22 protein-coding genes are annotated in these 24,821 nt (G+C 69.2%); 15 read left to right on the top strand and 7 right to left on the bottom strand.

Annotation, left to right across the window (positions count from 1 at the left end):
- The first annotated feature begins 15 nt into the window (after nucleotides 1-15).
- Genes KIT53_RS01535 through KIT53_RS01545 form a run of 3 tightly spaced genes read left to right on the top strand, consistent with a single transcriptional unit; the run spans nucleotide 16 to nucleotide 2,339 of the window.
- Nucleotides 16-942, top strand: a complete 927-nt coding sequence (locus KIT53_RS01535; RefSeq protein WP_297746505.1) for a glutathione S-transferase family protein — start codon at nucleotides 16-18, stop codon at nucleotides 940-942.
- On the top strand, nucleotides 939-1,406 hold the full coding sequence (locus tag KIT53_RS01540) for a GNAT family N-acetyltransferase (RefSeq protein WP_366521880.1): 468 nt from the start codon (nucleotides 939-941) through the stop codon (nucleotides 1,404-1,406). Before KIT53_RS01535 ends, KIT53_RS01540 begins: the two co-directional genes overlap by 4 nt.
- A 27-nt stretch (nucleotides 1,407-1,433) precedes the next feature.
- Nucleotides 1,434-2,339 (top strand): SDR family oxidoreductase, encoded by a 906-nt coding sequence (locus KIT53_RS01545; RefSeq protein WP_297746510.1) that lies wholly within the window; start codon nucleotides 1,434-1,436, stop codon nucleotides 2,337-2,339.
- A gap of 10 nt (nucleotides 2,340-2,349) precedes the next feature.
- On the opposite strand, the gene KIT53_RS01550 is transcribed toward KIT53_RS01545, so the two are convergent.
- A complete protein-coding gene (locus KIT53_RS01550; RefSeq protein WP_297746514.1) occupies nucleotides 2,350-3,747 on the bottom strand; it encodes a PKD domain-containing protein in 1,398 nt (465 codons plus the stop codon).
- 8 nt (nucleotides 3,748-3,755) lie between these two features.
- On the opposite strand from KIT53_RS01550, the gene KIT53_RS01555 reads away from it, so the two are divergent.
- Together KIT53_RS01555 and KIT53_RS01560 are read left to right on the top strand one after the other, a co-directional pair.
- On the top strand, nucleotides 3,756-4,217 hold the full coding sequence (locus tag KIT53_RS01555; RefSeq protein WP_297746517.1) for a hypothetical protein: 462 nt from the start codon (nucleotides 3,756-3,758) through the stop codon (nucleotides 4,215-4,217).
- A gap of 90 nt (nucleotides 4,218-4,307) precedes the next feature.
- The gene (locus KIT53_RS01560) at nucleotides 4,308-4,892 is read left to right on the top strand and encodes a methylated-DNA--[protein]-cysteine S-methyltransferase (protein WP_297746520.1); all 585 of its coding nucleotides are present in this window, start codon (nucleotides 4,308-4,310) and stop codon (nucleotides 4,890-4,892) included.
- A gap of 4 nt (nucleotides 4,893-4,896) precedes the next feature.
- Here the strand turns inward: KIT53_RS01560 and KIT53_RS01565 are convergent, their stop codons facing one another.
- Nucleotides 4,897-6,699, bottom strand: coding sequence for a monovalent cation:proton antiporter-2 (CPA2) family protein (locus KIT53_RS01565; protein WP_297746524.1), 1,803 nt, complete (start codon nucleotides 6,697-6,699; stop codon nucleotides 4,897-4,899).
- A gap of 99 nt (nucleotides 6,700-6,798) precedes the next feature.
- On the opposite strand from KIT53_RS01565, the gene KIT53_RS01570 reads away from it, so the two are divergent.
- Nucleotides 6,799-8,013: a multidrug effflux MFS transporter gene (locus tag KIT53_RS01570; RefSeq protein WP_297746527.1), complete on the top strand. Its 1,215-nt coding sequence runs from the start codon at nucleotides 6,799-6,801 to the stop codon at nucleotides 8,011-8,013.
- Complete coding sequence (locus tag KIT53_RS01575) at nucleotides 8,010-9,425, top strand: MFS transporter (RefSeq protein ID WP_297746530.1); 1,416 nt, start codon at nucleotides 8,010-8,012, stop codon at nucleotides 9,423-9,425. The genes KIT53_RS01570 and KIT53_RS01575 overlap by 4 nt, the downstream gene beginning before the upstream one ends.
- On the opposite strand, the gene KIT53_RS01580 is transcribed toward KIT53_RS01575, so the two are convergent.
- Entirely contained in the window at nucleotides 9,414-10,484 is a 1,071-nt protein-coding gene (locus KIT53_RS01580) for a DUF72 domain-containing protein (RefSeq protein WP_297746533.1), read from the bottom strand. The genes KIT53_RS01575 and KIT53_RS01580 overlap by 12 nt on opposite strands.
- A gap of 72 nt (nucleotides 10,485-10,556) precedes the next feature.
- On the opposite strand from KIT53_RS01580, the gene KIT53_RS01585 reads away from it, so the two are divergent.
- The 5 genes from KIT53_RS01585 to KIT53_RS01605 all read left to right on the top strand — a co-directional run bounded on the left by KIT53_RS01585 (nucleotide 10,557) and on the right by KIT53_RS01605 (nucleotide 16,905).
- On the top strand, nucleotides 10,557-12,944 hold the full coding sequence (locus KIT53_RS01585) for a Tex family protein (RefSeq protein WP_297746536.1): 2,388 nt from the start codon (nucleotides 10,557-10,559) through the stop codon (nucleotides 12,942-12,944).
- Between the two features lie 85 nt (nucleotides 12,945-13,029).
- Nucleotides 13,030-13,857, top strand: coding sequence for an HDOD domain-containing protein (locus KIT53_RS01590; protein ID WP_297746539.1), 828 nt, complete (start codon nucleotides 13,030-13,032; stop codon nucleotides 13,855-13,857).
- A 100-nt stretch (nucleotides 13,858-13,957) separates the two neighbouring features.
- The gene (locus KIT53_RS01595) at nucleotides 13,958-14,797 is read left to right on the top strand and encodes an HDOD domain-containing protein (RefSeq protein WP_297746542.1); all 840 of its coding nucleotides are present in this window, start codon (nucleotides 13,958-13,960) and stop codon (nucleotides 14,795-14,797) included.
- Between the two features lie 55 nt (nucleotides 14,798-14,852).
- Entirely contained in the window at nucleotides 14,853-15,947 is a 1,095-nt protein-coding gene (locus KIT53_RS01600) for a patatin-like phospholipase family protein (protein WP_297746545.1), read from the top strand.
- 22 nt (nucleotides 15,948-15,969) lie between these two features.
- Complete coding sequence (locus KIT53_RS01605) at nucleotides 15,970-16,905, top strand: rhodanese-related sulfurtransferase (protein WP_297746549.1); 936 nt, start codon at nucleotides 15,970-15,972, stop codon at nucleotides 16,903-16,905.
- A gap of 10 nt (nucleotides 16,906-16,915) precedes the next feature.
- Here KIT53_RS01605 and KIT53_RS01610 read toward each other — a convergent pair whose 3' ends face one another.
- Nucleotides 16,916-18,613 carry an ATP-binding protein gene (locus tag KIT53_RS01610; RefSeq protein ID WP_297746552.1) on the bottom strand — a complete coding sequence of 566 codons (1,698 nt, stop codon included), beginning with the start codon at nucleotides 18,611-18,613 and terminating at the stop codon, nucleotides 16,916-16,918.
- A 150-nt stretch (nucleotides 18,614-18,763) separates the two neighbouring features.
- Complete coding sequence (locus KIT53_RS01615; RefSeq protein WP_297746555.1) at nucleotides 18,764-19,900, bottom strand: iron-containing alcohol dehydrogenase; 1,137 nt, start codon at nucleotides 19,898-19,900, stop codon at nucleotides 18,764-18,766.
- 126 nt (nucleotides 19,901-20,026) lie between these two features.
- Here KIT53_RS01615 and KIT53_RS01620 point away from each other — a divergent pair, with 126 nt between their 5' ends.
- Nucleotides 20,027-21,013 (top strand): alpha/beta hydrolase, encoded by a 987-nt coding sequence (locus KIT53_RS01620; RefSeq protein WP_297746558.1) that lies wholly within the window; start codon nucleotides 20,027-20,029, stop codon nucleotides 21,011-21,013.
- 1 nt (nucleotide 21,014) lies between these two features.
- Complete coding sequence (locus KIT53_RS01625; RefSeq protein ID WP_297746561.1) at nucleotides 21,015-21,878, top strand: YbgC/FadM family acyl-CoA thioesterase; 864 nt, start codon at nucleotides 21,015-21,017, stop codon at nucleotides 21,876-21,878.
- A gap of 1 nt (nucleotide 21,879) precedes the next feature.
- On the opposite strand, the gene KIT53_RS01630 is transcribed toward KIT53_RS01625, so the two are convergent.
- Complete coding sequence (locus KIT53_RS01630; protein WP_297746564.1) at nucleotides 21,880-22,716, bottom strand: NRDE family protein; 837 nt, start codon at nucleotides 22,714-22,716, stop codon at nucleotides 21,880-21,882.
- A 13-nt stretch (nucleotides 22,717-22,729) separates the two neighbouring features.
- Nucleotides 22,730-23,659 carry a folate-binding protein gene (locus tag KIT53_RS01635; RefSeq protein ID WP_297746567.1) on the bottom strand — a complete coding sequence of 310 codons (930 nt, stop codon included), beginning with the start codon at nucleotides 23,657-23,659 and terminating at the stop codon, nucleotides 22,730-22,732.
- A gap of 139 nt (nucleotides 23,660-23,798) precedes the next feature.
- Here KIT53_RS01635 and mltG point away from each other — a divergent pair, with 139 nt between their 5' ends.
- On the top strand, nucleotides 23,799-24,809 hold the full coding sequence (gene mltG / locus KIT53_RS01640; protein WP_297746933.1) for an endolytic transglycosylase MltG: 1,011 nt from the start codon (nucleotides 23,799-23,801) through the stop codon (nucleotides 24,807-24,809).
- The last annotated feature ends 12 nt before the right edge of the window (nucleotides 24,810-24,821 follow it).

Below are 24,821 nucleotides of genomic sequence, written 5' to 3' on the forward strand. Positions count from 1 at the left end.
CAACGCCCAACGAACATGATCCTCCATCACTACCCCATGTCGCCCTTTGCCGAGAAGGCACGCCTGCTGCTCGGCTTCAAGGGCCTGGCCTGGCGCAGCGTGCACATTCCCGCTGTGATGCCCAAGCCGGACGTGCTCGCGCTGACCGGTGGCTACCGGCGAACGCCGCTGCTGCAGATGGGCGCCGACATCTATTGCGATACCGCGCTGATCGCCGACGTGCTGGAGCACCTCCAGCCCACGCCCACGCTGTACCCGGCGCATCAGAAGGGCCTGGCGCGCGTGCTCGCGCAATGGGCCGACAGCACCCTGTTCTGGGCCTCCATGGGCTACACGCTCAGCCCCAAGGGCGCGGCCGCACTGTTTGCCAACCAGCCGCCCGGCACCGGCCAGGCCTTTGCCGCCGACCGCGCGGCCATGCGCGGCAGCATGGTCACGCCGCGCCCGGGAGACGCCACTGCAGCCTACCGCAGCTACCTGCGCCGCCTCTCCACGATGGTCGAGGAACAGCCTTTCCTGCTGGGTGATGCGCCTTGCATCGCCGACTTTTCGGCCTACCACCCGCTGTGGTTCAGCCGTGTGGTCAATCCTGCGGTGGCTGGCATCCTCGATGCCACGCCCCGGGTGCTGGCCTGGATGGACCGCATCGCCGCCATCGGGCACGGGCAGCCCGCCAAGCTGGGAGCCGCCGAAGCCGTGGCCATCGCGGCGGGCGCCGAGCCCGCGCCCCTGGCCGATGAGGCCTTCCAGGACGAGCACGGCATCGCGCTGGGCAGTCGCGTCACGGTGGCGGCGGAATCCTTTGGCCAGGAGCCCACCGAAGGCATCCTGCGCGCGGCCACGCGCACGCGCTACACGCTGGAGCGCACCGACGACCGCGCCGGCCGGGTGCATGTGCACTTTCCGCGCATCGGCTACATGCTGCGGGAGGTGCGCGCTTGAGCCTGGATGCCTCGGCCCTGCAATGGCGTTGCCTGCCTTTCGATGCCCTGCACGCGCGCACGCTGTACCGGCTGCTGCGGCTGCGCGCCGAGGTGTTCGTGGTGGAGCAGGCCTGTCTGTTCCAGGACATGGACGACGCCGATCCCGACTGCTTTCACCTGCTCGGCGAATCTCCCGACGGCGCCCTGATGGCCTATGCCCGCCTGGTGCCCGCCGGACTGAAGTTCCGCGAGGCCAGCATCGGCCGCGTCATCAGCGCCTCCCAGGCACGGGGCAGCGGCGTAGGCCACGTGCTCATGCGCGAGGCGGTGAAGGCCCTGCAGGGCCTGTGGGGCCTGCGCCCCATCCGCATCGGCGCGCAGGCGCGCCTGCAGGACTTCTACCGCCAACACGGCTTCCAGCCCGAAGGCGCGTTGTATCTTGAGGACGGCATCGACCACGTCGAGATGGTCCGGGCCGCCTGAAACCCCTTCCACCACAAGGAGACACCGATGATCGAAGACTTCCACGGCAAGACCGCCGTGCTCACTGGCGCCGGTTCGGGCTTCGGGCTGGAATGCGCACGCATCGGCGCGCGCCTGGGCATGAACCTCGTGCTGGTCGATGTGCAGCAGGACGCGCTGGACCGCGCCAGCGCCGAGATGCAGGCGGCTGGCGCGCGGGTGCTGGCTCGCCGCGTCGACGTGTCCAGCCAGGCGGAGATGGAAGGCCTCGCCGCCGACGTGCAACAGACCTTTGGCGCGCCGCATTTCGTGTTCAACAACGCCGGCGTGGGCTCGGGCGGACTGATCTGGGAAAACTCCGTGCGCGACTGGGAGTGGGTGCTCGGCGTCAACGTCTGGGGCGTGATCCATGGCGTGCGGCTGTTCACACCCATGATGCTCGCCGCCGCGCGCGTGGACCCATCCTGGCGTGGCCACATCGTCAACACCGCCAGCATGGCCGGCCTGCTCACACCACCGAACATGGGGGTCTACAACGTGAGCAAGCACGCGGTGGTCAGCCTCACGGAAACGCTGTACCAGGACCTGCGGCTGGTGAGCGACCAGGTCAGCGCCAGCGTGCTGTGCCCGTACTTCGTGCCCACCGGCATCCACCAGAGCCACCGCAACCGCCCAGCCGACCTGGCCGACGAAAAACCCACGCAAAGCCAGTTGATCGGCCAGGCCATGACCGACAAGGCGGTGGGCTCGGGCAAGGTCACGGCGGCCGAGGTGGCGCAGGCCGTGTTCGATGCCGTCCGCGCGGACCGCTTCTACATCTTCAGCCACCCACGGGCCTTGGGCAACGTGCGCGCGCGCATGGAAGGCATCGTGAACCAGACGAATCCGGCCGACCCGTTCCTGGAGCGCCCCGAGATCGGCACCGCCCTCAAGGCCGCGCTGCGCGCCCGCTGAGCCTCCGCCGTCAGGGCGTCAGCTTCAGGTCGCCCAGGTGGGTGAAGCCGGCGTCGCCGTTGTTGGCGTCGATGCGCAGGCGGTAGTACACGTAGGCCCCCGGGTTGGCCACATCGAAGCTGCGCTCCAGCGAGCGGCTGGCAAAGGTCTGGTTGCTGCGAAAGTCCAGCGTTTCCCACATCTGGCCGTCCTGCGATCCCAGCAAGACCCAGTTCCTCGGGTCCCGGGCGGCGGACGAGGTACCGCTCACCAGCGCATACCGCGTGATGCGGGTGGGCTTGCGGTCGGGGAAACGGTACTGCAGCCAGCCGCTGGGGCCATAGCCCATCCAGTAGTTGGTGTTGACGGTGTTGTCGAAGGCATAGTCCACCACCGTGCGTTGCGTGCTCGCACCCAGCGCCGCGCCCGAATAGGCGAAGCTGTCCCTGGCCGGATGGACCGCGCGCCAGCCGTCGCTGTGCGCCATGGGAATGATGTGCAGGTTGTCGTAGTAGGTGGTGCGGACCTCACCCGGCGTGTAGTTTTCATAGTCGTAGTTGTACTGGCCGAACTTGAATGCGATGGACGAGAGCAGCGTGTCGCCGTCCCAGTTGCCGAAACCGAAGTTGATGTCGGTGGCGCTGTAGCTGGGGGTGTCCTGCGTGGCGTCGTTGCCGACCCAGACCTGAACCTGTCCGGCGCGCTGGCGCGACGTGACCATGTGGACCACGATCGGAATCCAGGTGTCACGAGGCATGTCGGCAACCACCGTGCCCGTCGTTGGTACAACACAAGCCACACGGTGGTCCACGGCCATGCGGTTGTCCACGATGTAGAGCAGAGCCGCCCAGCTTGAGCATCCGCCCGGAGCGCCCACCCCAAAAATCTGGAACAGGGCGGCGTTCTTGTCTCTGGGGTAGTTCGAGGGCAGGTAGAACATGAAACCGATCCAGGCTTCCTTCCAGGCCCTCAGCAGGCCCGGGCAAAGCTCAGCGCCCCGGGTATCCCGGTTGCCATCGTAGGTCGCCTGGGACCATTGCACCTTCAACACCGTCTCTCCATTGAACGGCGTCCTGGGTATGCCCTCGTCGGACAGCAAGGTGGTGGCCACGACGTTGGGGGGCTGCGTGGTGCACACGACGTTCGTCTTGCCGAGCGAGCCACTTTCAAAACCCGTGCGCATCGAACTGAGCGAAATGTTGGCCGTGCGCTGAGAAGAAGCCCCCTTGTCGTCCGTGACCGTGAGCGTCACGGCATAGCTGCCCGCCGTCGCGTAGGTGAAGCCGGCGCGCACGCCCGTCCCCGTACGGCCGTTACCGAAGTCCCAGCGGTAGCTGACGATGCTGCCATCCACGTCAGAGGACAGCCCCGCGTCAAAAGTCACCGCCAACTCATCGACCGTGTGAACGAAGCTGGCGGTGGGAGGCACATTGACCGGTGCAGGTGCAGGTGCAGGTGCAGGTGCAGGTGCAGGTGCAGGGGCAGGGGCAGGGGCAGGGGCAGGGGCAGGGGCAGGTGCGGGAGCTGGCGCAGGTGCGGGAGCTGGCGCAGGTGCGGGAGCTGGTGCAGGTGCGGGAGCTGGTGCAGGTGCGGGAGCTGGTGCAGGTGCAGGTGCAGGTGCGGGAGCTGGTGCAGGTGCGGGAGCTGGCGCAGGTGCGGGAGCTGGCGCAGGTGCGGGAGCTGGCGCAGGTGCGGGAGCTGGCGCAGGTGCGGGGGCTGGCGCAGGTGCGGGGGCTGGCGCAGGTGCGGGGGCTGGCGCAGGTGCGGGAGCTGGCGCAGGTGCAGGTGCACCCGGGTCGGGGTCGCCGCCACCACCGCCACAGGCCTGGATGGAGGCCATCGTCGCCAGGAGAACCAGTTTGGGCAGCGTATTGGGCATGGAGCGTCTCATTTCCATAGGGAGCTGGAGAGACGTAGACTGCCTTCATGGGGGTCGCCATGTGAGCCCACGTCCCGACCTATCGAGAACGCAGCACCAAACCTCAGAACATGGACATCAGCAGCCTTTCCTCCCAGGCTCATGCGGAACCGCTGGCGGGTTGTGGTCACGCCCTGTTCCCCACCGCCATCGGCGAATGTGGCATCGCCTGGGGACCGGGTGGCGTGCTGGCGGTGCAACTGCCAGAACCCGAGGCGGCACGCACCCGCGCCCGGTTGCTGGCGGGCTTGCCGGTGCTGCCAGAGGTCACGCCTCCCGACGCGGTGCGCACGGCGATCGAAGGCGTGCAGGCGCTGCTGGCGGGCCGCACGCGCAGCGACCTGCGTGAGATCACGCTGGACATGCGGCGCCTCACGCCGTTCCAGCGTCAGGTGTACGAATGCGTTCGCGCCATCCCGCCGGGCGAGACCCGCACCTATGGCGAGGTCGCGCAGGCCCTGGGTGACCCGGGCCTGGCCCGCGCCATCGGCCAGGCGATGGGCCACAACCCCTTTGCGCCCGTGGTGCCCTGCCACCGTGTGCTGGCCGCAGGCGGGCGCCCCGGCGGCTTCTCCGCCAGCGGCGGCGCGCGCACCAAGCTGAGGATGCTGGCGATAGAAGGGGCGTTGGAGCCGGACCTGTTCGGCCCGCTTTAGGGGCTCAGTTCGTCGGCGCCGCCGATGGCTCGGCCGCCGCCGCCCGCCGCGCGGCGTTGCCCAGTATCAGCGCACGCCCGGCGAACAGGCCGCCGGTGGCTTCCAGCGCCATGCGCTCGGCGTCGCGCTGGCGCAGGTGGTCCATGATGCCGTCGGCCTCCGGCTCCTCGACGCCCAGGCTCAGCAGGGCCTGGCGCCCCATGGCCATGGCGGATTCGAAGGTCTCGCGGACCAGGTAGTCCACGTCGGCCTTGCGCAGTTCCAGCGCGTGCTCGCGGTCGAATGCGCGCACCAGCAGCTTGGCGTGGGGAAACTCGGTGCGCACGAGTTCGGCGATGCGGGTGGTGGTGGCACGGTCGTCGATGCAGACCAGAATGGCTTCGGCGGCATGTGCGCCAGCGGCATGCAGCACGTCGGCACGGCCCCCGTCACCGTAGTAGACCTTGAAGCCATAGGTTTCGGCGTCGCGGATCATCTGCACGTTGTTGTCGATGATGGTGATGCTGGCGCCACGCGAGATCACGCCCTGGCTGGCGATCTGGCCGAAGCGGCCGAAGCCGATCACCAGCACGCTGGCGGCATGCCCTTCGGCGGTGTCGATGCCGTCCATGGAAACGCCCGCCTCGGGGCGGGCCAGACGCCGGTGCACCAGCACCACCAGCGGCGTGAGCGCCATGGACAGCACCACGATGGCGGTCATGTTGGCGTTGACCACGGGGTCGATGACCTTGGCACCGAGCGCCGCACCGAACAGCACGAAGGCGAACTCGCCGCCCTGGGCCATCAGCACCGCGCGGTCCAGCGCGTCCGCATGAGAGCTCTTGGCCAGCCGGGCCACGCCGTAGATGCAGAGCGCCTTGACCACCATCATGCTGATCACGCCGGCCAGGATGATGGGCCAGTTGGCGGCCACCGCGGCGAGGTCCAGCGACATGCCCACGCTGAGGAAGAAGAGACCGAGCAGCAAGCCGCGGAACGGTTCGATGTCGGCTTCGAGCTGGTGGCGGAAGGTGGACTCCGAGAGCAGCACGCCGGCCAGGAAGGCACCCATGGCCATGGACAGGCCGCCCAGTTGCATGAGCAATGCCGCGCCCAGAACCACCAGCAGGGCGGCGGCGGTCATCACTTCGCGCGCCTTGGCGTTGGCCAGCACGCGGAAGAGGGGGTTGAGCAGCCACACGCCCGCGGCCACCAGGGCGCCCAGCGCGCCCAGGGCCAGGCCGACCGCGGCCCAGCGCGAGCCGCTGGCCGCCGCCGCTGCCGCTGGCTGGCCCAGGTCGGTTGGCGCCATGAAGGCCACCACCGCCAGCAGAGGCACGATGAGCAGGTCTTCGAACAGCAGGATGGCCACGATCTTCTGGCCGCGTGGCTGCGCGATGTCGCCGCGCTCGCCCAGCAACTGCATCACCACCGCCGTCGAGGTCAGCACGAAGCCCATGGCGCTGACGAAGGAGACACCGACCGGAAAGCCGAAGGCGATGCCCACGCCGGTGAGCAGCAGGCCGCAGACCACCACCTGCAGGCTGCCCAGGCCGAAGATGGCGCGGCGCAGGCTCCAGAGGTGCGAGGGCTGCATCTCCAGCCCGATGACGAAGAGGTACATCACCACCCCGAGCTCGGCGGTGTGCAGGATGGTGGCCGGGTCGTTGATCAGCGCCAGGCCGAAGGGACCGATGGCCAGGCCGCCGGCCAGGTAGCCCAGCACGGACCCCAGACCCAGCCGCTTGAACAGGGGCACGGCCACCACGGCCGCACCGAGCAATGTCACGACCTTGAGCAAGTCGCCCGCGCTGCCTTCCACGGCCATGGTGTCTGTCCCTCAGGGTGAATGTCGGGAAATTGTGACGCATGCGGCCGGTCGACCCCACGGCAGCACGGCCATCGCGTCCTGGCGACAATCCCCGGCATGCCAGTTTCGCGTTTCCTGAGGGCTGCCCTCGTCCTCGGCCTGCTTTCGGCCATCGGTCCCTTCGCCATCGACATGTACCTGCCCGCGCTGCCGGCCATCGGCCACAGCCTGGGGGCGGATGTGGGTGCGGTGCAACTCACGCTGACGGCGTTCTTCCTGGCCATAGGCGCCGGGCAACTGCTCTATGGCCCGGTGTCCGACATGGTCGGGCGCAAGCCGCCGTTGTATGTGGGCCTCTGCCTGTTCACCCTGGCCAGCATCGGCTGCGCCTTGGCCAGCGACGTGCAGACCCTGGTGGCCATGCGTTTCCTGCAGGGCCTGGGCGCGGCCGCGGGCATGGCCATCCCGCGTGCGGTCGTGCGCGACCTGCACACCGGTACCGAAGCTGCGCGCCTGATGTCGCTGCTGATGCTGGTGTTCAGCGTGTCGCCCATCCTGGCGCCGCTGTTGGGCAGCGGGGTGATCGCGCTCACCGGCTGGCGTGGGGTGTTCTGGGTGGTGGCGCTGGCGGCGCTGGCGGGCCTGCTGCTGGTGCGCCTGGCGCTGCGCGAGACGCGGCCCGAAGCCGAACGGGTGCAGAGCAGCCTGGGCAGCGCGGCGCGCGCCTACGCCACCTTGCTGCGCGACGGGCATTACCTGGGCCTGGTCGGCATCGGCAGCACGGCCCTGGCAGGCTTCTTCGTGTATGTGGCCGGCTCGTCCTTCGTGTTCATCAACCACTATGGCCTGACGCCACAGCAGTACAGCCTGGCGTTCTCGTTCAACGCCGTGGCCTTCATTGGCATGGCGCAGTTCACCGCCCCCCTGGGGCGGCGCTTCGGGATGGTGCCGCTGGTCAAGGCGGCTTCCACGGCATCGGGCGTGTTCATGGCCGCACTGTTGGCGTACTACCTGGCGGGGGGCGACCGCATGGCGGTGCTGATCGGCCTGTTCTTTGTCTCCAGCGGTTTTCTCGGCCTGGTGATTCCGACCTCGTCCGTGCTGGCGCTGGAACGGCATGGCGCCATCGCCGGGACCGCTTCCGCGCTCATGGGCACCTTGCAGATGCTGGGCGGTGCGCTGGCCATGGGCGTGGTCAGCCTGTTCGCCAATGGAAAACCCCTGCCCATGGTGGTGGGCATCGTGGCGAGTGCCCTCGCCAGCGTGGCACTGACCTGGCTCACGCTGGGCCGCAGGCAGGCCGGGCCGGCGGTGCAAAGGGTGCAGGGATGAGTCACCCGACCCCGGCCGCGGCAGCAGCGTCGGCCGACGGTCTGCCCCCGCCCCAGCGCTGGCGCGCGGTGCTCGTCATCATGCTCGGACTGACCATGTCCGTGCTCGACGGCAGCATCGTCAACCTGGCGCTGCCCGGCATCGCGCGGGAGATGAACGCGCCCGCCTCGCAGGCCATCTGGGTGGTCAACGCCTACCAGATCGCGGTGCTGGTCATGCTGCTGCCGCTGGCCTCGCTGGGCGACCGGCTGGGTTACCGGCGCGTCTACCTGGTCGGCATGGCGCTGTTTGTGCTCGCCTCGCTGGCGGCGGCGCTGGCCACCACGCTGCCCGCGCTGGCGGCCGCGCGCGGGCTGCAAGGCCTGGGCGCGGCGGGCGTGCTCAGCGTCAACACCGCGCTGGTCCGGCTGGCCTATCCCGCCAGCCGCCTGGGCCGGGGCATCGCCCTGAACTCCATGGTCGTGGCCACCTCCACCATGGCGGGCCCCACCATCGCCGCCGGCATTCTCTCGGTGGCGTCCTGGCCCTGGCTGTTCGTGCTGAACCTGCCGCTGGGCGCAGTCACCCTCTGGCTGGGCCGGCGTTCGCTGCCGGCCAACCCGCCACGCGCCACCGAGCCCACGCCCATTCCACCGCTGGACGTGGTCCTCAACGTGCTCATGTTCGCCCTCATCTTCCTCGCGGTCGAGCAACTGGGTGTGCGCGGCGCGGCCACACACGCGGCCTCGCCCGTGGGCTGGGGCCTGCTGGCGGCGGGCCTGGGCGTGGGCGTCTTCTACCTGCGCCGCCAATGGCACCAGGCCACACCGCTGTTTCCGGTGGACCTCTGGCGCCGGCCCGTGTTCGCCCTGTCCATGGGGGCATCGCTCGGTGCCTTCTGTGCCCAGATGCTGGCCATCCTGTCGCTGCCTTTCCTGCTGCTGGAGGTGTATGGACGCAGCCACATCGAGGCGGGCCTGCTGATGTCCGCCTGGCCCATCGCCACCGTGGTGGTGGCACCCATCGCCGGTCGCCTGATCGGCCGTTTCCAGGCCGGCTGGCTGGGCGGCGTCGGCATGGTGGTGTTCGCCGCCGGGCTCATGTTGATGGCCACGCTGCCCGAGCAGCCCGACCGTGCCACGCTGGCCTGGCGCCTGGCGCTGTGCGGCGTGGGGTTCGCGCTGTTCCAGTCCCCCAACAACCACACCATCGTCACCTCCGCACCGTTGCACCGCAGTGGAGCGGCCAGCGGCATGCTGGGCACGGCGCGCCTGACGGGGCAGACCTTTGGCGCCGTGCTCCTGGCCGCCATCTTCGCGCTCTGGCCCCAGCACGATGGCAAGGGGGAAGCCATCGCCCTGTGGGCCGCCTCGGGCTTCGCCCTGCTGGCGGGATTGAGCAGTTCGCTGCGGGTGCGGGCTTCAGCGCGCTGAGCTCTCGCGCTGGCGGGCAAAGCCCTCGGCCAGCGCCCGTGCCGACAGCGGGGCGCAACCTTCGGCCTTGTTGCTGATGGTCAGGTACACGTTCTGGCCGGCGCCGGTGATGCCGGCGATGGTGCGCTCGAGCAGGTCGCGCGTCTCCAGGTCCGGGTCGTGGATGCGGTCGTAGGGGCTGTATTCGCGCTGGGCCTCCTCGTAGCCGTATGCGCCATGCAGCGGATTCAGGTTCCAGCGGCAGACCATGGGGCCGGGCCAGAGCCGGCGCAGCAAGGGCAACTGCCGTTCCATGCGGGGCATCTTGGCGTGCAGACACAGGCACCAGGTGGCGCCGGCCTCGCGCAGCACCGCCGCCAGATGCGGTTCGAAGGCCGGGTCCAGCCATTCGGGATCGCGCACCTCCACGGCCAGCACGCCGTCGGGCGCCGTGGGTGAAAGCGCGGGCTGGGCGAGCAGGAGTTTGCGCAGTTTCTCCAGCACCAGGGGCAGGTTGTGCAGCAGGTGGCGCGGCAGCGGGCTGAGCTGGAACACCAGGGCGCCCACCTTGTGGCCCAGGCCGGCCAGTGCCGGTGCCACGAAGTCCTGGGTGGCCAGCACCGGGTCCAGGAAAGCCGGGTTGGGCTGGAGGCCGCGGCCGTCCTCGCCGCGCACCAGCGCATCGGTCACCAGACTGGGCGCCTTGACGACGAAGCGGAAGTCTTCGGGCACCTGGGCGGCATGGCGCGCGTACTGGTCCTGGGTCATCGGGCGGTAGAAACTGCGGTCCACGCCAACGGCGCGCAGCAGCGGGTGGCAGGCGTAGGCGCTCAGGCCTTCGCGGGAGAGCAGGGCATCGGGGTAGTCACGGTCCCACACCAGGCCGGCCCAGCCGGGGTAGGTCCAGGAGGAACTGCCCATCCACAACCGCGCCGGCAGGGTCTGCGCCAGCGCCTGCAGCGCCGGGTCGGGCGGCGCGGGCTCCACCCGGGCCAGGCGTTTGCGCGCCGGGCCGCCGGCGGGCGGTGGGGCCGGGGAGGGCACGGGGACGGGTGGGGCGCCGAAGAGGTCGTCTTGCATGGGCGGGAGTGCCGATGGTAGCCCGCGGGCCTGTGGCACACTTTCGCGCTTTGTGTTTTGTCTTCGGTTCGAATGCAGCAGATCATCCGGCAACTGGCCACGGAAATCAGGATAGGGGAGCAACAGGTCCGCGCGGCGGTGGAGTTGCTTGACGGCGGGGCGACGGTGCCCTTCATCGCGCGGTACCGCAAGGAGGCCACGGGCGGGCTGGACGATGTCCAGCTGCGCGAACTGTCCTACCGGTTGGACTACCTGCGTGAGCTGGAGGACCGCCGCGCGGCGGTGCTCAAGAGCATCGACGAGCAGGGCAAACTGACCGACGCGCTGCGCGCCGCGATCGCTGCCGCCCCCACCAAGCAGGAGCTCGAAGACCTGTACCTGCCGTTCAAGCAGAAGCGCCGCACCAAGGGACAGATCGCCCGCGAGTTCGGCATCGAGCCGCTGGCCGACCGCCTGTTCGCCGACCCCACGCTGGACCCGGCCGCCGAGGCCGCCGCCTTCACCCGGCCGCCCGAGGTGCTGGACGACGGCAAGCCCGGCGCCGATTTTTCCACCGTGCCCGCGGTGCTGGACGGGGTGCGCGACATCCTCTCCGAACGCTGGGCCGAGGACCCCGCGCTGGTGCAAAGCCTGCGCGAATGGCTCTGGAACGAAGGCCTGCTCAAGAGCACGCTGGTGAGCGGCAAGGACGAGAACGCCCCGGAAGTCGCCAAGTTCCGCGACTACTTCGATTACGACGAACCGATCGCGCGGGTGCCTTCGCACCGCGCGCTGGCGGTGTTCCGCGGCCGGGCGCTGGAGATCCTGGACGCCAGGCTGGTGCTGCCGGAGCCCCCCGACGCGGTCCCGGCGGGCAAGCCGGGTGCCACGCCCTCGCTGGCCGAGGGGCGCATTGCCCTGCACCTGGGCTGGAGCCACCAGGGGCGGGCGGCCGACGACCTGCTGCGCAAGTGCGTGGCCTGGACCTGGCGGGTGAAGCTGTCGCTGTCCAGCGAACGCGACCTGTTCGCCCGCCTGCGCGAGAGCGCCGAGGGGGTGGCCATCAAGGTCTTCGCGGACAACCTGCGCGACCTGCTGCTGGCGGCGCCGGCCGGCCCGCGCGTGGTCATGGGCCTGGATCCTGGCATCCGCACGGGTGTGAAGGTGGCGGTGGTGGATGCCACCGGCAAGCTGGTGGACACGGCCACCGTGTTCCCGCACGAACCCCGGCGCGACTGGGACGGCGCCCTGCACGCCCTGGGTGGCCTGTGCCGCAAGCACGGCGTGAACCTGATCGCCATCGGCAACGGCACCGCCAGCCGCGAGACCGACAAGCTGGCGGCCGAACTGGTCAAGCTGCTGGAGAAGGCCGGCCAGACCGGCGTGCAGCGCGTGGTGGTGAGCGAAGCCGGCGCCTCGGTGTATTCGGCCAGTGAGTTCGCGTCCCAGGAAATGCCCGACGTGGACGTGAGCCTGCGCGGTGCAGCCAGCATCGCCCGGCGCCTGCAGGACCCGCTGGCCGAACTGGTGAAGATCGACCCCAAGAGCATCGGCGTGGGCCAGTACCAGCACGACGTGAACCAGAGCGAACTTGCCCGGGCCCTGGACGCCGTGGTCGAGGACTGCGTCAACGGCGTCGGCGTGGACCTCAACACCGCCAGCGTGCCGCTGCTCTCGCGGGTGTCCGGCCTGTCGTCCAGCGTGGCCAAGGCGGTGGTGCGCTGGCGCGAGGCCAACGGCGCCTTCCGCAGCCGCCAGCAGTTGCTGGACGTGGCAGGCCTGGGCGCCAAGACCTTCGAGCAGAGCGCGGGCTTCCTGCGCATCCGCGGCGGCGACAACCCGCTGGACATGACCGGCGTGCATCCGGAAACCTACGCCGTGGTCGAGGAGATCATCCAGAAGACAGGCAGGCCGGTGACCGAGCTCATGGGGCGCGCGGACATGCTCAAGACGCTGCGCCCCGAACTCTTCGCCAACGAGCGTTTTGGCGTCATCACCGTGCGGGACATCCTGGGCGAACTGGAGAAACCGGGCCGCGACCCGCGCCCGGACTTCCAGGTGGCGCGCTTCAACGAGGGCGTGGACGACATCAGCGACCTGCGCGAGGGCATGGTGCTGGAAGGCACGGTGAGCAACGTGGCCCAGTTCGGCGCCTTCGTGGACCTGGGTGTGCACCAGGATGGCCTGATCCATGTGAGCCAATTGGCCCACCGATTCGTGAACGATGCCCGGGAAATCGTGAAAACGGGTGACATCGTCAAGGTCCGGGTGATGGAGGTCGACGTGGCGCGCAAGCGCATAGGACTGTCCATGAAACTGGACGCGGCGCCGGCCCGGCGCAGCGGCGGCGAGGCCGGTACCAACCGCTTCGAACCCACGCGCGGCGGGCCTCGCACGGGTGGGCGTGATGGCGGGCAAGCCGCCGCGCCCTCGGCCATGGCGGCGGCATTCGCCCGCCTGCAAGGCAGCCAGAAGCGCTGAAAAACACCTGCGGCGGGTTTCTGCGGCGGCTCAAGTCGCCAGGGCGGAGGTCGATAAGGAAGGCAGTCTTCTACGACCTCTTCCCATGGAACTCCAAGCACTTCTGAACTACCCCCGTGCGCTGCCGGCCATGTCGCGCACGGTCTCGGACCTGCTCGCCGAGATGAACAAGGACGACCCCAGCCCCAAGCGGGTCTCCAGCCTGATCGCGCACGATCCGGCGCTCACCACACGGGTGCTTCGCCTGTCGAACTCGGCCTTTTTCCGCGTCAGCCGGCGCATCGGCAACGCCGACGAGGCCGTGGCCATGCTGGGCATGACCCACGTGCGCTCCCTGGTCATGGCCGCGGCGCTGGGGTCCAGTTTCAAGAACGTGCCGGGCGTGGACTTGCGCCAGTTCTGGCGCTACAGCCTGCGCGTGGCCGACATCTCGCGCTCGCTGGCCGCCCTGCTGCGGCAGAACGAGGGCAACGCCTTCACCGCCGGGCTGATCCACGCCATCGGCGACCTGATCATGCACATCGCCATGCCCGACGAGGTCGGCCCGCTGGACATGGGCACCCCGCCGCTGGACCTGCGCCGGGCCGACGCCGAACGCGCCGCCTTTGGCTACACCTACGCCGAGGTCGGCGCCGGCATGGCCGAAAAATGGCAATTCCCGACCGACATCGTCTCGGCGCTGGCGCACCAGATCGCCCCCTTCGACGGCGACACCTACGACCCTCTGGGCGGCGTTCTGCACCTGGCGTCCTGGCGCGCCCGCGCCGAGGAAATCCAGCTCGACGACAACGGCCTGGTCTCCACCTTTCCGGACCTGGTGGGCCTGACCCTGGGCCTGGACCTGGACAGCGTGCTGGGCAAGGACCCCACGGAGTGGTCGTTCAGCCAGGCCCTGACGGCGTTCATCGAATGACAGAAGGCAAAAAATAGTTCTCAAGTGTGTCGCCGGCGGGACGATGAAACCGGCAATCTCTTCACCACAAGTTCTCGAAAAACGTCGAAGGAGCCCGGACATGCAACTCGAAAAGCTGCTCAAGCAACCCAATGCGCTGCCTTCCGCTCCCAAGGTGGTCCGCAAGCTGATCGAGACCTTCGACCAGGAAGAGGTCGATGCCCTGCTGGTGGCCTCCTACATCGAGGACGACCCGGTCCTCACCGCCAAACTGCTCAAGACCGCCAACTCGGCCTTCTTCGGCCTCTCGCGCCAGGTCTCCAACGCCCGCGACGCCATGAACGTGCTGGGCCTGATCAAGGTCCGCGCCCTGGTGATCGGCGCCTCCCTGGGCGAAGGCTTCCACACCCTGGGCGGGGTCAACCTCAACCAGTTCTGGCGCTACAGCCTGAACACCGCGAACCTTTCGCGCTACATCGCGCTGCCGATCAAGATCGACGAGAACACCGCCTTCACCGCCGGCCTGATCCATTGCATTGGTGAACTGGTGATGCACGTCGGCATGCCCGAGGCCATGATCGACCTGGACCGCAGCATCCCCATGCTCGACCTCAAGCGCGCCAAGGCCGAACGCGGCCTGTTCGGCTACAGCTACGCCGAGGTCGGCGCGGCGCTGGCGCGCGAATGGCGCTTCCCCAAGCGCATGATCAACGCCATCGAACACCAGACCGCGCCGTTCGACAACGACGTCTACGAACCGATCGCCGGCGTGATCCACATCGGCTCCTGGCGCGCCCGCGCCGAGGAACAGGCCATGCGCAGCGAACTGCTGATCAACACCTACCCCGATCCGGTGGGCCTGGTGCTGGGCATCGACCCCGACAGCGTGGTCGCCGAGGAAATTCCTTCGCTGCACCGCCAGACCGAAGACGAGCACACGCAGGCGTCCGCGCCGCACTGAACCGTTCTTTGCCCCGGCCATTGAACCGATACGGCTGCGAGACAATCGCAGCCGTATGCCCGCTCTTCGCCTCTACGCCGGCCCGCTGGCCCGGCAGCATCTCGACCGCCATGGCCTGCGCCCGCAGGACGTGGGCATCATCCCCGCCGCCGCGGGAGGCCCCAAAGGCCTGATCCTGGGTCCGCTGGACCGCTTCCTCTTCGGCCACTGGCTGGCTGGCAGCACCCAGCCGGTGCACCTGGTCGGCGCTTCCATCGGCGCCTGGCGCATGGCAACCGCCTGCCTGGACAACCCGGTGGCGGCTTTCGAGCGGCTCGAACACGATTACATCCACCAGCACTACGACCTGCCACCAGGCCAGAAGCGGCCCACCGCGCACCAGATCAGCGAAAGCTTCGGGCAGAACCTGCGCAACTTCTACGGCGGGCGTTTGGGCGAGGTGCTGGGCCATCCGCGCTACCGCCTGCACATCCTGACCTCACGCGGCCGGCGGCTGCTGCGTGCCGACGGCGGCCTGCGCACCCCGCTGGGCTATCTGGGCGCGTTCGCCGCCAATGCCCTGAACCGCCGCGCCCTGGGCAACTGGCTGGAACGGGTGGTGTTTTCCAGCGTGCCGCCCGGTTCGGGCGCGGTCTGCCAGTTGCCCTTTGCCACGAACGACTTCCGCACCCGCCAGGTGCCCATGTTCGCCGACAACTTCATGGACGCCCTGCAGGCGAGCTGTTCGATCCCTTTCGTGCTGCGCCCGGTGCACGGCATTGCCGGCGCGCCGCCGGGCTGCTATTGGGACGGCGGCATCACCGACTACCACCTGCACCTGCGCTACCAGCCCCCGGCGGCGGCGCCCATCGTGCTGTACCCCCATTTCCAGAAAGCGGTGGTGCCCGGCTGGCTGGACAAGGCCTGGAAAGGCCGCCATGCCGCCAGCCCGGCGCTGGACGCCATGCTGGTGCTGGCCCCCGACCCGGCCTGGGTGGCGGCCCTGCCCAACGCCAAACTGCCCGACCGCAACGATTTCACCCGCTATGGGCAGGATCTGCAGGCCCGGGTGCGGGCATGGAGCACGGCGACGGCAGCCGCCCGGGAACTGGCCGACGAGTTCGAGGCCTGGCTGCGGCAACCCGATCTCTCGCGGGTGGAGCCGCTCTGACGCGGACGGGATAATCGCCACCATGACCGCCTACTACACCGCCGCGCTCTACCAGTTCGTCGACCTGCCGGACCACGCCGATCTGCGCGCGCCGCTGCTGGCGTGCTGCGAGGCCCACGAAGTCAAGGGCACGCTGCTGCTGGCGCGCGAGGGCATCAACGGCACCATCGCCGGCCCGCAGGCCGGCGTGCTCGCGGTGCTCGACCACCTGCGCGCCGACCCGCGCTTGGCCCGCCTGCAGCACAAGGCCTCCTGGAGCGATCATCCCCCGTTCCACCGCATGAAGGTGCGGCTCAAGCAAGAGATCGTCACGCTGCGCGTACCGGAACTCGACCCGAACCGGACGGTGGGCCAATACGTGCCGCCCCAGCAGTGGAACGCCCTGCTGGCCGATCCGGACGTGGTGCTCATCGACACCCGCAACGACTACGAGGTGGCCATCGGCACCTTCCGCGGGGCCATCAACCCGGCCATCCGGACCTTCACCGAACTGCCCGCCTGGCTCGACGCCCAGCCCGCGCTGCAAGGGGCGAAAAAGCCCAAGGTCGCGATGTTCTGCACCGGCGGCATCCGCTGCGAGAAATCCACCGCGCTCCTGAAGATGCGTGGCTTCGAGGAGGTCTATCACCTTGAAGGCGGCATCCTCAAGTACCTGGAGGAGGTCGCGCCGGAGGAGAGCACCTGGGAGGGCGAGTGCTTCGTGTTCGACGAGCGCGTCAGCGTCGGCCATGGCCTGGTGCCCGGCCCGCATGAGCTGTGCCGCTCCTGCCGCTGGCCGCTGAGCCCGCAGGACAAAACATCACCGCACTATGTCAAGGGCGTGAGTTGCGCCCATTGCCATCACCAGCGCACACCCGAGGAGAAAGCCCGCCTGGCCGAACGCCAGCGCCAGGTGGAACTGGCAGAGGCGCGCGGAGAGCGCCACGTGGGCGCCCGCATGCCGCTGGCGCCCGAGTGAGGCTGCGGCCTCAGCGCAGCGACAGCAGCGCCTCGCGCAGCGCGGTCGGCCGTGCGGGCTTGTAGAGCAGCACCATGCCCGCAGCGCGGGCGCGCTCGGCGACCGCGCGGTCGGTGTCGCCGGTGATCAGCACCGCCGGCAGGTCCCGCCCGGCCAGTTCGCGCAGCGTCAGCACGGTGTCGATGCCATTTTCCGCTCCACGCAGGCGGTAGTCGCTCACGATCAGGTCGGGGATCCGACCCTCGGCAAACTGTGCGCGGGCCGCCTCCAACCCCTCGGCGGCCTGCGGAATGGCTTTCCAGGTCTTGATGAAATCGAACAGGGCGTCGCACGCCATGGCGTCGTCCTCGATCACCAGGATGCGCAGGCCCGTGAGCGGTTCCTGCGACACGTCCCAGGCCGCCATCGGCAGGGCCTGGTCCGCCATCTCATGCGGCATGGGCGCCGTGGGTACCGTGATCGCGAAGCAACTGCCGTGGCCCAGGCAGGAGCGCAGGGTGATCGGATGCCCCAGCAGCTCGCAGCTTCTCTTGGCGATGTTCAGGCCCAGCCCCAGTCCTTTGGAACGGTCGCGCTCCGGGTTGTCCACCTGGAAGAACTCGTCGAACACCGCCTCGTGGTGGTGCGGTGCGATGCCGATGCCGCTGTCGCGAACCTCGATGCGGGCATGCGTTCCTTCGCGCAGCGGTCGGCAGCAGACCAGCACCGTGCCGCGCGGCGTGAACCGCAAGGCGTTGCCGATGAGGTTGTGCAGCGCGCGCTGCAGCAGGGCGGGGTCGCTGAACAACCAGGTGTGCGAAGGCCTGAACTTCAGGCGCACGCCGGTGGGTATGCCTTCAGCGGGGAACAGCGGACGGAGCTGATCGACCAGACGGGCAAAAGGCAGTGCCGTGGGACTGGCCTGAACGTAGTCGGGCTCCAGCCTGGAGAGGTCGAGCAGCGCGTTGAGCATGTGCTCCAGGGTGCGCACCGAAGCGTCCAGGCGCCCGACCAGCACGTGGGTCTGAGGCGTGCCCGGCAATTGCTTGAGCTGGTCGATCAGCAGGCCCATGGCGTGGGTGGGCTGGCGCAGGTCGTGGCTGGCCGCCGACAGGAAGCGTGACATGGCCCGCCGTTCGGCTTCCGCGCGTTCCTGCTGCTGGCGCAACTGGGCCGCCATGCGGCGCGCCGTGATATCGATCAACACCACGCGCTGGCGCGGCTGATCGTCCTCATCGTGTTGCAAAGCCGCACCCATTTCGACCCAGATGGTCTCGCCACAGCTGTTGACGATGCGCATCTCGCAGCGCAGCATGCCGCCTTGCTCTTGCAGTTCGCGCTGCTGGGCGGCAAAGAGTTCATAGTCCTCGCCAAAGATGAAGCGCGACAGAGGTTCGTCCTCAAGCTCATCGAATCCCAGTCCCAGCAGGTTGGCCGCGACCTGGTTGACCTGCTGGATGCAGCCTCGCCCATCGACCGTGAAGTAGGCCACCGGCGCGAGGTCGTAGAGATCGAAATAGTGTTCACGCGTGGCATCGAGCGCGGCATGGGTGACGCGCAGCTCTTCGTTCTGCATCTCCAGTTCGATCTGGTGCAGGCGCATCTCCTGCACCAGCAGCATCAGGGCGCCGGGGGGCAGGGCGTCCAGCGGTTCACGCACCGTCGATTTTTCGGCCAGGCGGGCGCGTGCCTCGGCTTCCCTGCGCCGAGGCAGGTCAGGGTCATTCAAATTCAAGCTTCTTACTCCCAGTCGTTCTTATGGTGGCCAGACCACGGCCAACGCCGCGTATGGCCTGCATGATCCCATCGCCAGCCCCGGCCGGTGCGAATGACAACGACCTGACCATGGTCGGGCACGGACGGTGCAACGACAGGATCGTCAGAGCGATGCCTGCAGCATGTCCCGGTAGTCTTGAGCGCTGGCTTCGCGTGGATTGGTCTTGTGGCAGTGATCGGCCAGCGCGCCTTCGACGATCCGCTCGAACAGATCGGGCGTCACACCCAGTTCGGCCAGGCCGCGAGGCAGGCCCAGGCGGGCGCTCATCTCTCGGACCGCATCCGGTACATCGTCGCCGCTGGCCAGGCCCATGGCCTGAGCCATGCGGTCCAGCCGCCGCTCATGCTGTACGCCAGGGGCCTGGGCGTTGAAGCGGATCACGGCCGGCAGGAACAGCGCATTGAGCGTGCCGTGGTGCAGGCGCGGGTTCACGCCGCCCAGGCTGTGGCTGAGCGAATGCACGCAACCCAGGCCTTTCTGGAACGCCATGGCGCCTTGCATGGACGCACTCATCATGTTCAGCCGCGCCTCGCGGTCCTGGCCGTCGCGGGTGGCCCGCTCGATGTGCGCCCAGCCGCGCCGCAGCCCTTCCAGGGCGATGCCATCGGCCGGCGGGTTGAAGGCCGGGGCCATGAAGGTTTCCATGCAGTGGGCGATGGCGTCCATGCCGGTGGCCGCGGTGAGCAGCGGCGGCAGGCCCAGTGTCAGCGCCGGGTCGAGCAGAGCGGTGCGAGGCAGCAGGTGCCAGCTGTGGAAACCCAGCTTGCGGCCGTCGTCGACGATCACGATGGCCCCGCGGGCCACCTCGCTGCCGGTGCCGGCGGTGGTGGGAATGGCGATCAACGGAGGCACGCGGTCGCTGATCTTTGGGGAGCCGCCTTCGATCGTGGCGTAGGTCTTGAGCGGACCGTCGTGCGTACAGGCGATCGCCACACCCTTGGCGCAGTCGATGGCACTGCCTCCACCGAGCGCAATCAGGCCGTCGCAGCGCTCATGCCGGTAGATCTGCGCCGCCGCGCGCACCGCCGCCTCCGTCGGGTTGCCCGGCGTCTGGTCGAAGACCGGTGGCGCCAGCGAGGGCGCGGCGTCCAGCACCTTCGCCAGCAAGCCGGCCGCCTTGATGCCCGGGTCGGTCACCACCAGCGGCCGCCGCATGCCGATGCGCTCGCATTCGGCAGGCAGCAGGGAGATCACGCCGAAGTCGATCTGGATGTTCGTGACGTAGAGGATCTGGGCCATGCGGAGTCCTGCGGGGGGGTGCCGCGGAGGGCGGTTGGTTATGACCCAAAACTATAGGCGCGGGCCCCCGTCAGGCCAATGCCGTTCGTTCCCTTGCGGTCGCGCAAAAGACAGGACAATGGCCGCATGCCGACACGCTCCGACCCCCACGCCCTGCTCACGTCCGGCATGCGCGGTTTGCTCGAACGCATCGAACGCGCCGGACAACCGCCGATGCACACGCTGGGCGTCGAAGGCGCCAGGGCCGCCTACCTGGCGGGCGCCCCGGTGCTGGACATCGCACCCCAGACCCTGGCCCGGGTGCAGGACCTCCGCCTGCCCGCGCGCGATGGCCACGCGCTGGCCGCGCGGCTGTTCGCACCCGCCTCGGAAACGCCCTTGCCGTTGCTGCTGTACTTTCACGGCGGTGGTTTCACCATCGGCAGCCCGGCGACCCACGAACCGCTGTGCCGCCGCCTGGCCTACCTGGCGGGCTGTGCCGTGGTATCGGTGGACTACCGGCTGGCCCCGGCCTGGAAGTTTCCCACCGCGGTGGAAGATGCCTGGGACGCACTCGTTGCCTTGCGCGACCAGGCGTCGGCGCTGTCGCTCGACGCTTCGCGCATGGCCGTGGGTGGAGACAGCGCCGGCGGCACGCTCGCCGCGGTCACCGCCATCGCCGCGCGCGACGCGGGCTGGCCGCTGGCCCTGCAGATGCTGTTCTACCCGGGTTGCGCCGGCCACCAGGACACCGCTTCGCACCAGCGTTTCTCGCAGGGCTTTCTGCTCGACCAGACGCTGATCGCCTGGTTTTTCGGCCTGTACCTGCGCAGCCCGGCCGACCGGGACGACTGGCGCTTCGCGCCGCTCGATGGCGTTGACCTCAGCGGCCAGCCGCGCGAGCTGGACGAAGTGGCCCCCGCCTGGCTGGGGCTGGCCGAATGCGATCCGCTGGTGGACGAAGGCGTGATGTACGCCGACCGCCTGCGCCATGCCGGCGTGCCGGTGGACCTGGAAATCTACCCGGGCGTGGTGCACGGGTTCATCCAGTTCGGCCGCGCGCTGCCGCAGGCGCGCAAGGCCCACGAAGACGCGGCCCGCGCGCTGCGGCAAGCTTTTCACACGGAGACCTGACATGCCTTTGTACCGCCAAGACTTCCGCTTCTTCCACCGCCTGCGCGTGCGCTGGGCCGAGGTGGACATGCAGAAGATCGTGTTCAACGCGCACTACCTGATGTATTTCGACACCGCCATCACCGACTACTGGCGTGCGCTGGCCTTGCCGTACGAGGCGTCCATGCACGACCTGGGCGGCGACCTGTACGTGGTGAAGGCCACGGTGGAATTCCACGCCTCGGCCCGGGCCGACGACCAGCTCGACGTGGCCATGAAGTGCCTGCGCGTGGGCAACTCGTCCATCACCTTCCAGGGAGCGATCTTCCGGGGCGAGCAGCACCTCATCACGGGCGAAATCGTCTATGTGTTCGCCGATCCGGCCACGCAGACGTCCCGGCCGGTTCCCGCGGCGCTGCGCGGCATCCTCACCGGTTTCGAGGCAGGGGAGGCGATGAGCTCGGTGCGTGTGGGCGACTGGACCGAGTTGGGCGAGCACGCCGCGCGCCTGCGTACCGCCGTGTTCGTGGAGGAACAGCGCATCCCCAAGGAGTTGGAGTGGGACGAGGCCGACGCGGTGGCCGTGCACGCCGTGGCCCTCAACCGGCTGGGGCGCCCCGTGGCCACCGGGCGCCTGTTGCCGCAGGAAGCGGGCGCGGGACGCATAGGCCGCATGGCCGTGGACAGGGCCGTGCGCGGCACGCGGCTGGGCCGCGACGTGCTGTTTGCCCTGATCGACGCGGCGCGCCAGCGCGGCGACCGCCAGGTGCTGCTGCATGCGCAGCAAAGCGCCATCGGTTTCTACGAGCGCCTGGGCTTTGACCGCCAGGGTCCGGTTTTCGAGGAAGCGGGCATACCGCACCAGGAGATGGTGCTGGGCCTCTGAGTCACCGCCAGTGCAGTTGCTCGTGGCGCGCGGTGCCTGGCGAGCCGGTGCGGTGGTCGTGCGTCCATTCCCGCAGGTCGACCTGCCAGCCAGCGCCACTGGGTCGTGCGCTCACCACCAGGCTGCTGCGCGTGCCGTAGGCGCCGCCGGGCATGCGCACGAAGGCACTGGAGAGGGCGCGCTCGGCCGCGTCGGGTACGCCAGTGTTCGGCAGGGTGCCGCGGGACGCGGGCTGCTCATCGAACAGCACTTGCGTCAGCCCCTCGATCCAGGCGTCGTCGGCGTCCTGGGTCATCAGTTGCTGCAGGGCGTCGTCCACGGCGCGCTTGAGGCGCACGGTCTTGGGCCAGGGCGTGTCGAGACTGGCGTTGGACAGGCCGTAGACCCCGTTGCCGAGCGCGCGGCCGTGCAGCGCGGCAGGACGCATCTCGTGCGGCTTGTCCGGATCGCGGTTGCTCAGCCAGTGCCAGCGCCCGGCAGGGAAGTCGCCCAGCACCAGGTTGAAGCCCGCGTAGGCGGCCGGGTCCAACTGGTCGGCGAAGCGTGCGGCATCGCCGTCACCCTGCAGCCAGCGCGTGACCAGTTCGCCCCGGCTGCGGGCGCCGGGCCCGATCACGGACTGCCGCACATTGGTCAGCATGGCCACGCGCCCGGTACCGCTCACCCCCAGCCAGGTGCCGCCGTCGCGCAGATCGCGCCCACCGGTGACCTCGGTGCCATCCGCCAGCGTCCAGCGGTGCAGCGGCAGGGTCGGGCGGTCCAGGTACTCGTCGCGGTTGGCCGCTATCAGCAGCGGACAGGCCGCGTCGGCGTTCACCGCAAAGGCAATCAGGCACATGGCACGGACGGGCTCAGATGTCCTCAAGCAGGGGGTAGGGCAGGGGCAGCAGCGCCAGGGCCGGCCCCTGCGCACCGCCCGCGCGCAGGCCAGGCTGGCTGGACGCACTCAACTGCAGAGAGACGATGGCGTCGAAGCCGCCGCCCGGACGGGGTGCCGCCTGCACCACGGTACCGCAGGGCTGCTCGGGTTCGCTGTCGAGGAACACCTCCTGTCCGGCGGCCAGCGGTGCGTCGGCATGGGCGATGAAGGCGCGGCGCTTGAGCGTGCCGCGGAACTGGCTGCGCGCCACCACCTCCTGACCCGGATAACAGCCTTTCTTGAAGTTCACCCCACCCACGGACTCGTAGTTGAGCATCTGGGGCACGAAGGCTTCAACCACCGGCTGCGTCAGCGTGGCCACGCCACTGCGGACGGCCAGCCAGTCCCAGGTCTCGGGTGCGAGCGAAGGGCCGGTTGGGGCGCTGTGGCCGGCGGGCGCCACCCAAAGCGCCCGCGCAGTACCTTCAGCGGCGGGCAGACGCACCACGCAGGCCTCACCCTCGCGCCACAGGCTCCACGCCGTCGGAGGCAATGCCGCAGGCACCGTCTCACCCACGAGGCCGGCCAGAACGAAGGCTTCGCTGGCATCGCTCACGCGGGCCTTGGCGCGCAGCACGAACATCGAGAGGCGTTTGAGCGTGGGGGCGAGCAGGTCGCGGCTGCACAGCAGCAGGATGTCGTCTGGCGTGCGCTTGAACCCCACGAAGCTGGCCAGCATGCGGCCCTTGGCGGAGCAATACGCGGCCAGGCGGGCTTCGGCCAGGCCCAGCAGAGAGAAGTCCTGCGTGAGCTGGCCGTGCAGGAAGGCGGCGGCGTCGGTGCCTTCGACGCGGATCACGCCCAGGTGCGCAAGCGGTGCCACGCCACTGGCCGGTATCGGAGGTGAGGAGGTCTGGCTCATGAGAGAGGGGGAGGGGGTCTGATGAATGGCGGGCAACCGGCCGGAGGGAACCTGGCGGCTGCGTAGCGCTCGATTATCATGGCCGGCCCGCCACGCCGCGGGCGTTCTTCCTCTTGCCCCTGCCGCCATCAAGCCTGTGATCCGTCGCCTTTTCCAACTGCTGGTTGTCTACCCCCTGGTGCTGGCGCTGCTGGCCGTGGGCGCCGGCATGTGGTGGCTGCAGCAGCCGCTGTCGCTGCCAGCCGGTACCTCGGCCGCACAGCCGCTGGACGTGGTGATCGCGCCCGGATCGTCCGCCCAGTCGGTCGCCGAGACCCTGGCCGAAGCGGGGGTGGGTGCGCCGTCCACGCTGCTCTATGCCTGGTTCCGGCTCTCAGGCCAGTCGCGCGATCTGAAGGCGGGCAGTTACGAATTTGCACCCGGTACCACGCCCCGCAGCCTGCTGGACAAACTGGTGCGCGGTGACCAGGCGTTGCGCAGCATCACGCTGGTCGAGGGCTGGAACGTGCGCCAGGTGCTGCAGGCGCTGCGCAACGCGCCCGACCTTCGCCAGGACCTGGAGGGCCTGAGCCAGCGGGAAATCATGGCGCTGATCGGCTACCCCGGCCGCCATCCGGAGGGCCGTTTCTTCCCCGACACCTACCGCGTGGTCAAGCACGCCCCCGCCTCCAGCGTGCTGCGCCAGGCCGCCAAGGCCATGGACGAGCGCCTGGCGCAGGCCTGGGCACAGCGCGACCCGGCTTCGCCCCTGCGCTCGGTCGACGAAGTGCTGATCCTGGCGAGCATCATCGAAAAGGAAACCGGCCTGGACAGCGACCGTCGCCACGTCGGCGGCGTGTTCTCCAACCGGTTGCGCATCGGCATGCGGCTGCAGACCGACCCGTCGGTGATCTATGGCCTGGGCGAAGCCTTCGACGGCAACCTGCGCCGCAGCGACCTCGACCGCGACACCCCCTACAACACCTACACCCGGGCCGGCCTGCCCCCCACGCCGATCGCCATGCCCGGCATGGCGTCCATCATGGCCGCCGTGCAGCCACTGGACACCAAGGCCATCTACTTCGTGGCGCGAGGCGATGGCTCCAGCCAGTTCAGTGCCACGCTGGACGAGCACAATGCGGCGGTGCGGCGCTTCATCCTGCGCCGCTGAACGCCCATTTCC

The sequence above is a fragment of the Hydrogenophaga sp. genome, from assembly GCF_026125785.1.
Lineage (GTDB): Bacteria > Pseudomonadota > Gammaproteobacteria > Burkholderiales > Burkholderiaceae_C > Hydrogenophaga.

What these genes read in the sequence shown, in the direction of transcription:
- KIT53_RS01585 (WP_297746536.1), top strand. Translation starts at nt 10,557, where the DNA reads ATGCAGCAGATCATCCGGCAACTGGCCACGGAAATCAGGATAGGGGAG.
- KIT53_RS01590 (WP_297746539.1), top strand. Translation starts at nt 13,030, where the DNA reads ATGGAACTCCAAGCACTTCTGAACTACCCCCGTGCGCTGCCGGCCATG.
- KIT53_RS01580 (WP_297746533.1), bottom strand. Translation starts at nt 10,484, where the DNA reads ATGCAAGACGACCTCTTCGGCGCCCCACCCGTCCCCGTGCCCTCCCCG.
- KIT53_RS01620 (WP_297746558.1), top strand. Translation starts at nt 20,027, where the DNA reads ATGCCGACACGCTCCGACCCCCACGCCCTGCTCACGTCCGGCATGCGC.
- KIT53_RS01575 (WP_297746530.1), top strand. Translation starts at nt 8,010, where the DNA reads ATGAGTCACCCGACCCCGGCCGCGGCAGCAGCGTCGGCCGACGGTCTG.
- KIT53_RS01625 (WP_297746561.1), top strand. Translation starts at nt 21,015, where the DNA reads ATGCCTTTGTACCGCCAAGACTTCCGCTTCTTCCACCGCCTGCGCGTG.
- KIT53_RS01630 (WP_297746564.1), bottom strand. Translation starts at nt 22,716, where the DNA reads ATGTGCCTGATTGCCTTTGCGGTGAACGCCGACGCGGCCTGTCCGCTG.
- KIT53_RS01635 (WP_297746567.1), bottom strand. Translation starts at nt 23,659, where the DNA reads ATGAGCCAGACCTCCTCACCTCCGATACCGGCCAGTGGCGTGGCACCG.
- KIT53_RS01600 (WP_297746545.1), top strand. Translation starts at nt 14,853, where the DNA reads ATGCCCGCTCTTCGCCTCTACGCCGGCCCGCTGGCCCGGCAGCATCTC.
- KIT53_RS01565 (WP_297746524.1), bottom strand. Translation starts at nt 6,699, where the DNA reads ATGGCCGTGGAAGGCAGCGCGGGCGACTTGCTCAAGGTCGTGACATTG.
- KIT53_RS01545 (WP_297746510.1), top strand. Translation starts at nt 1,434, where the DNA reads ATGATCGAAGACTTCCACGGCAAGACCGCCGTGCTCACTGGCGCCGGT.
- KIT53_RS01570 (WP_297746527.1), top strand. Translation starts at nt 6,799, where the DNA reads ATGCCAGTTTCGCGTTTCCTGAGGGCTGCCCTCGTCCTCGGCCTGCTT.
- KIT53_RS01595 (WP_297746542.1), top strand. Translation starts at nt 13,958, where the DNA reads ATGCAACTCGAAAAGCTGCTCAAGCAACCCAATGCGCTGCCTTCCGCT.
- KIT53_RS01535 (WP_297746505.1), top strand. Translation starts at nt 16, where the DNA reads ATGATCCTCCATCACTACCCCATGTCGCCCTTTGCCGAGAAGGCACGC.
- KIT53_RS01615 (WP_297746555.1), bottom strand. Translation starts at nt 19,900, where the DNA reads ATGGCCCAGATCCTCTACGTCACGAACATCCAGATCGACTTCGGCGTG.
- KIT53_RS01560 (WP_297746520.1), top strand. Translation starts at nt 4,308, where the DNA reads ATGGACATCAGCAGCCTTTCCTCCCAGGCTCATGCGGAACCGCTGGCG.
- KIT53_RS01605 (WP_297746549.1), top strand. Translation starts at nt 15,970, where the DNA reads ATGACCGCCTACTACACCGCCGCGCTCTACCAGTTCGTCGACCTGCCG.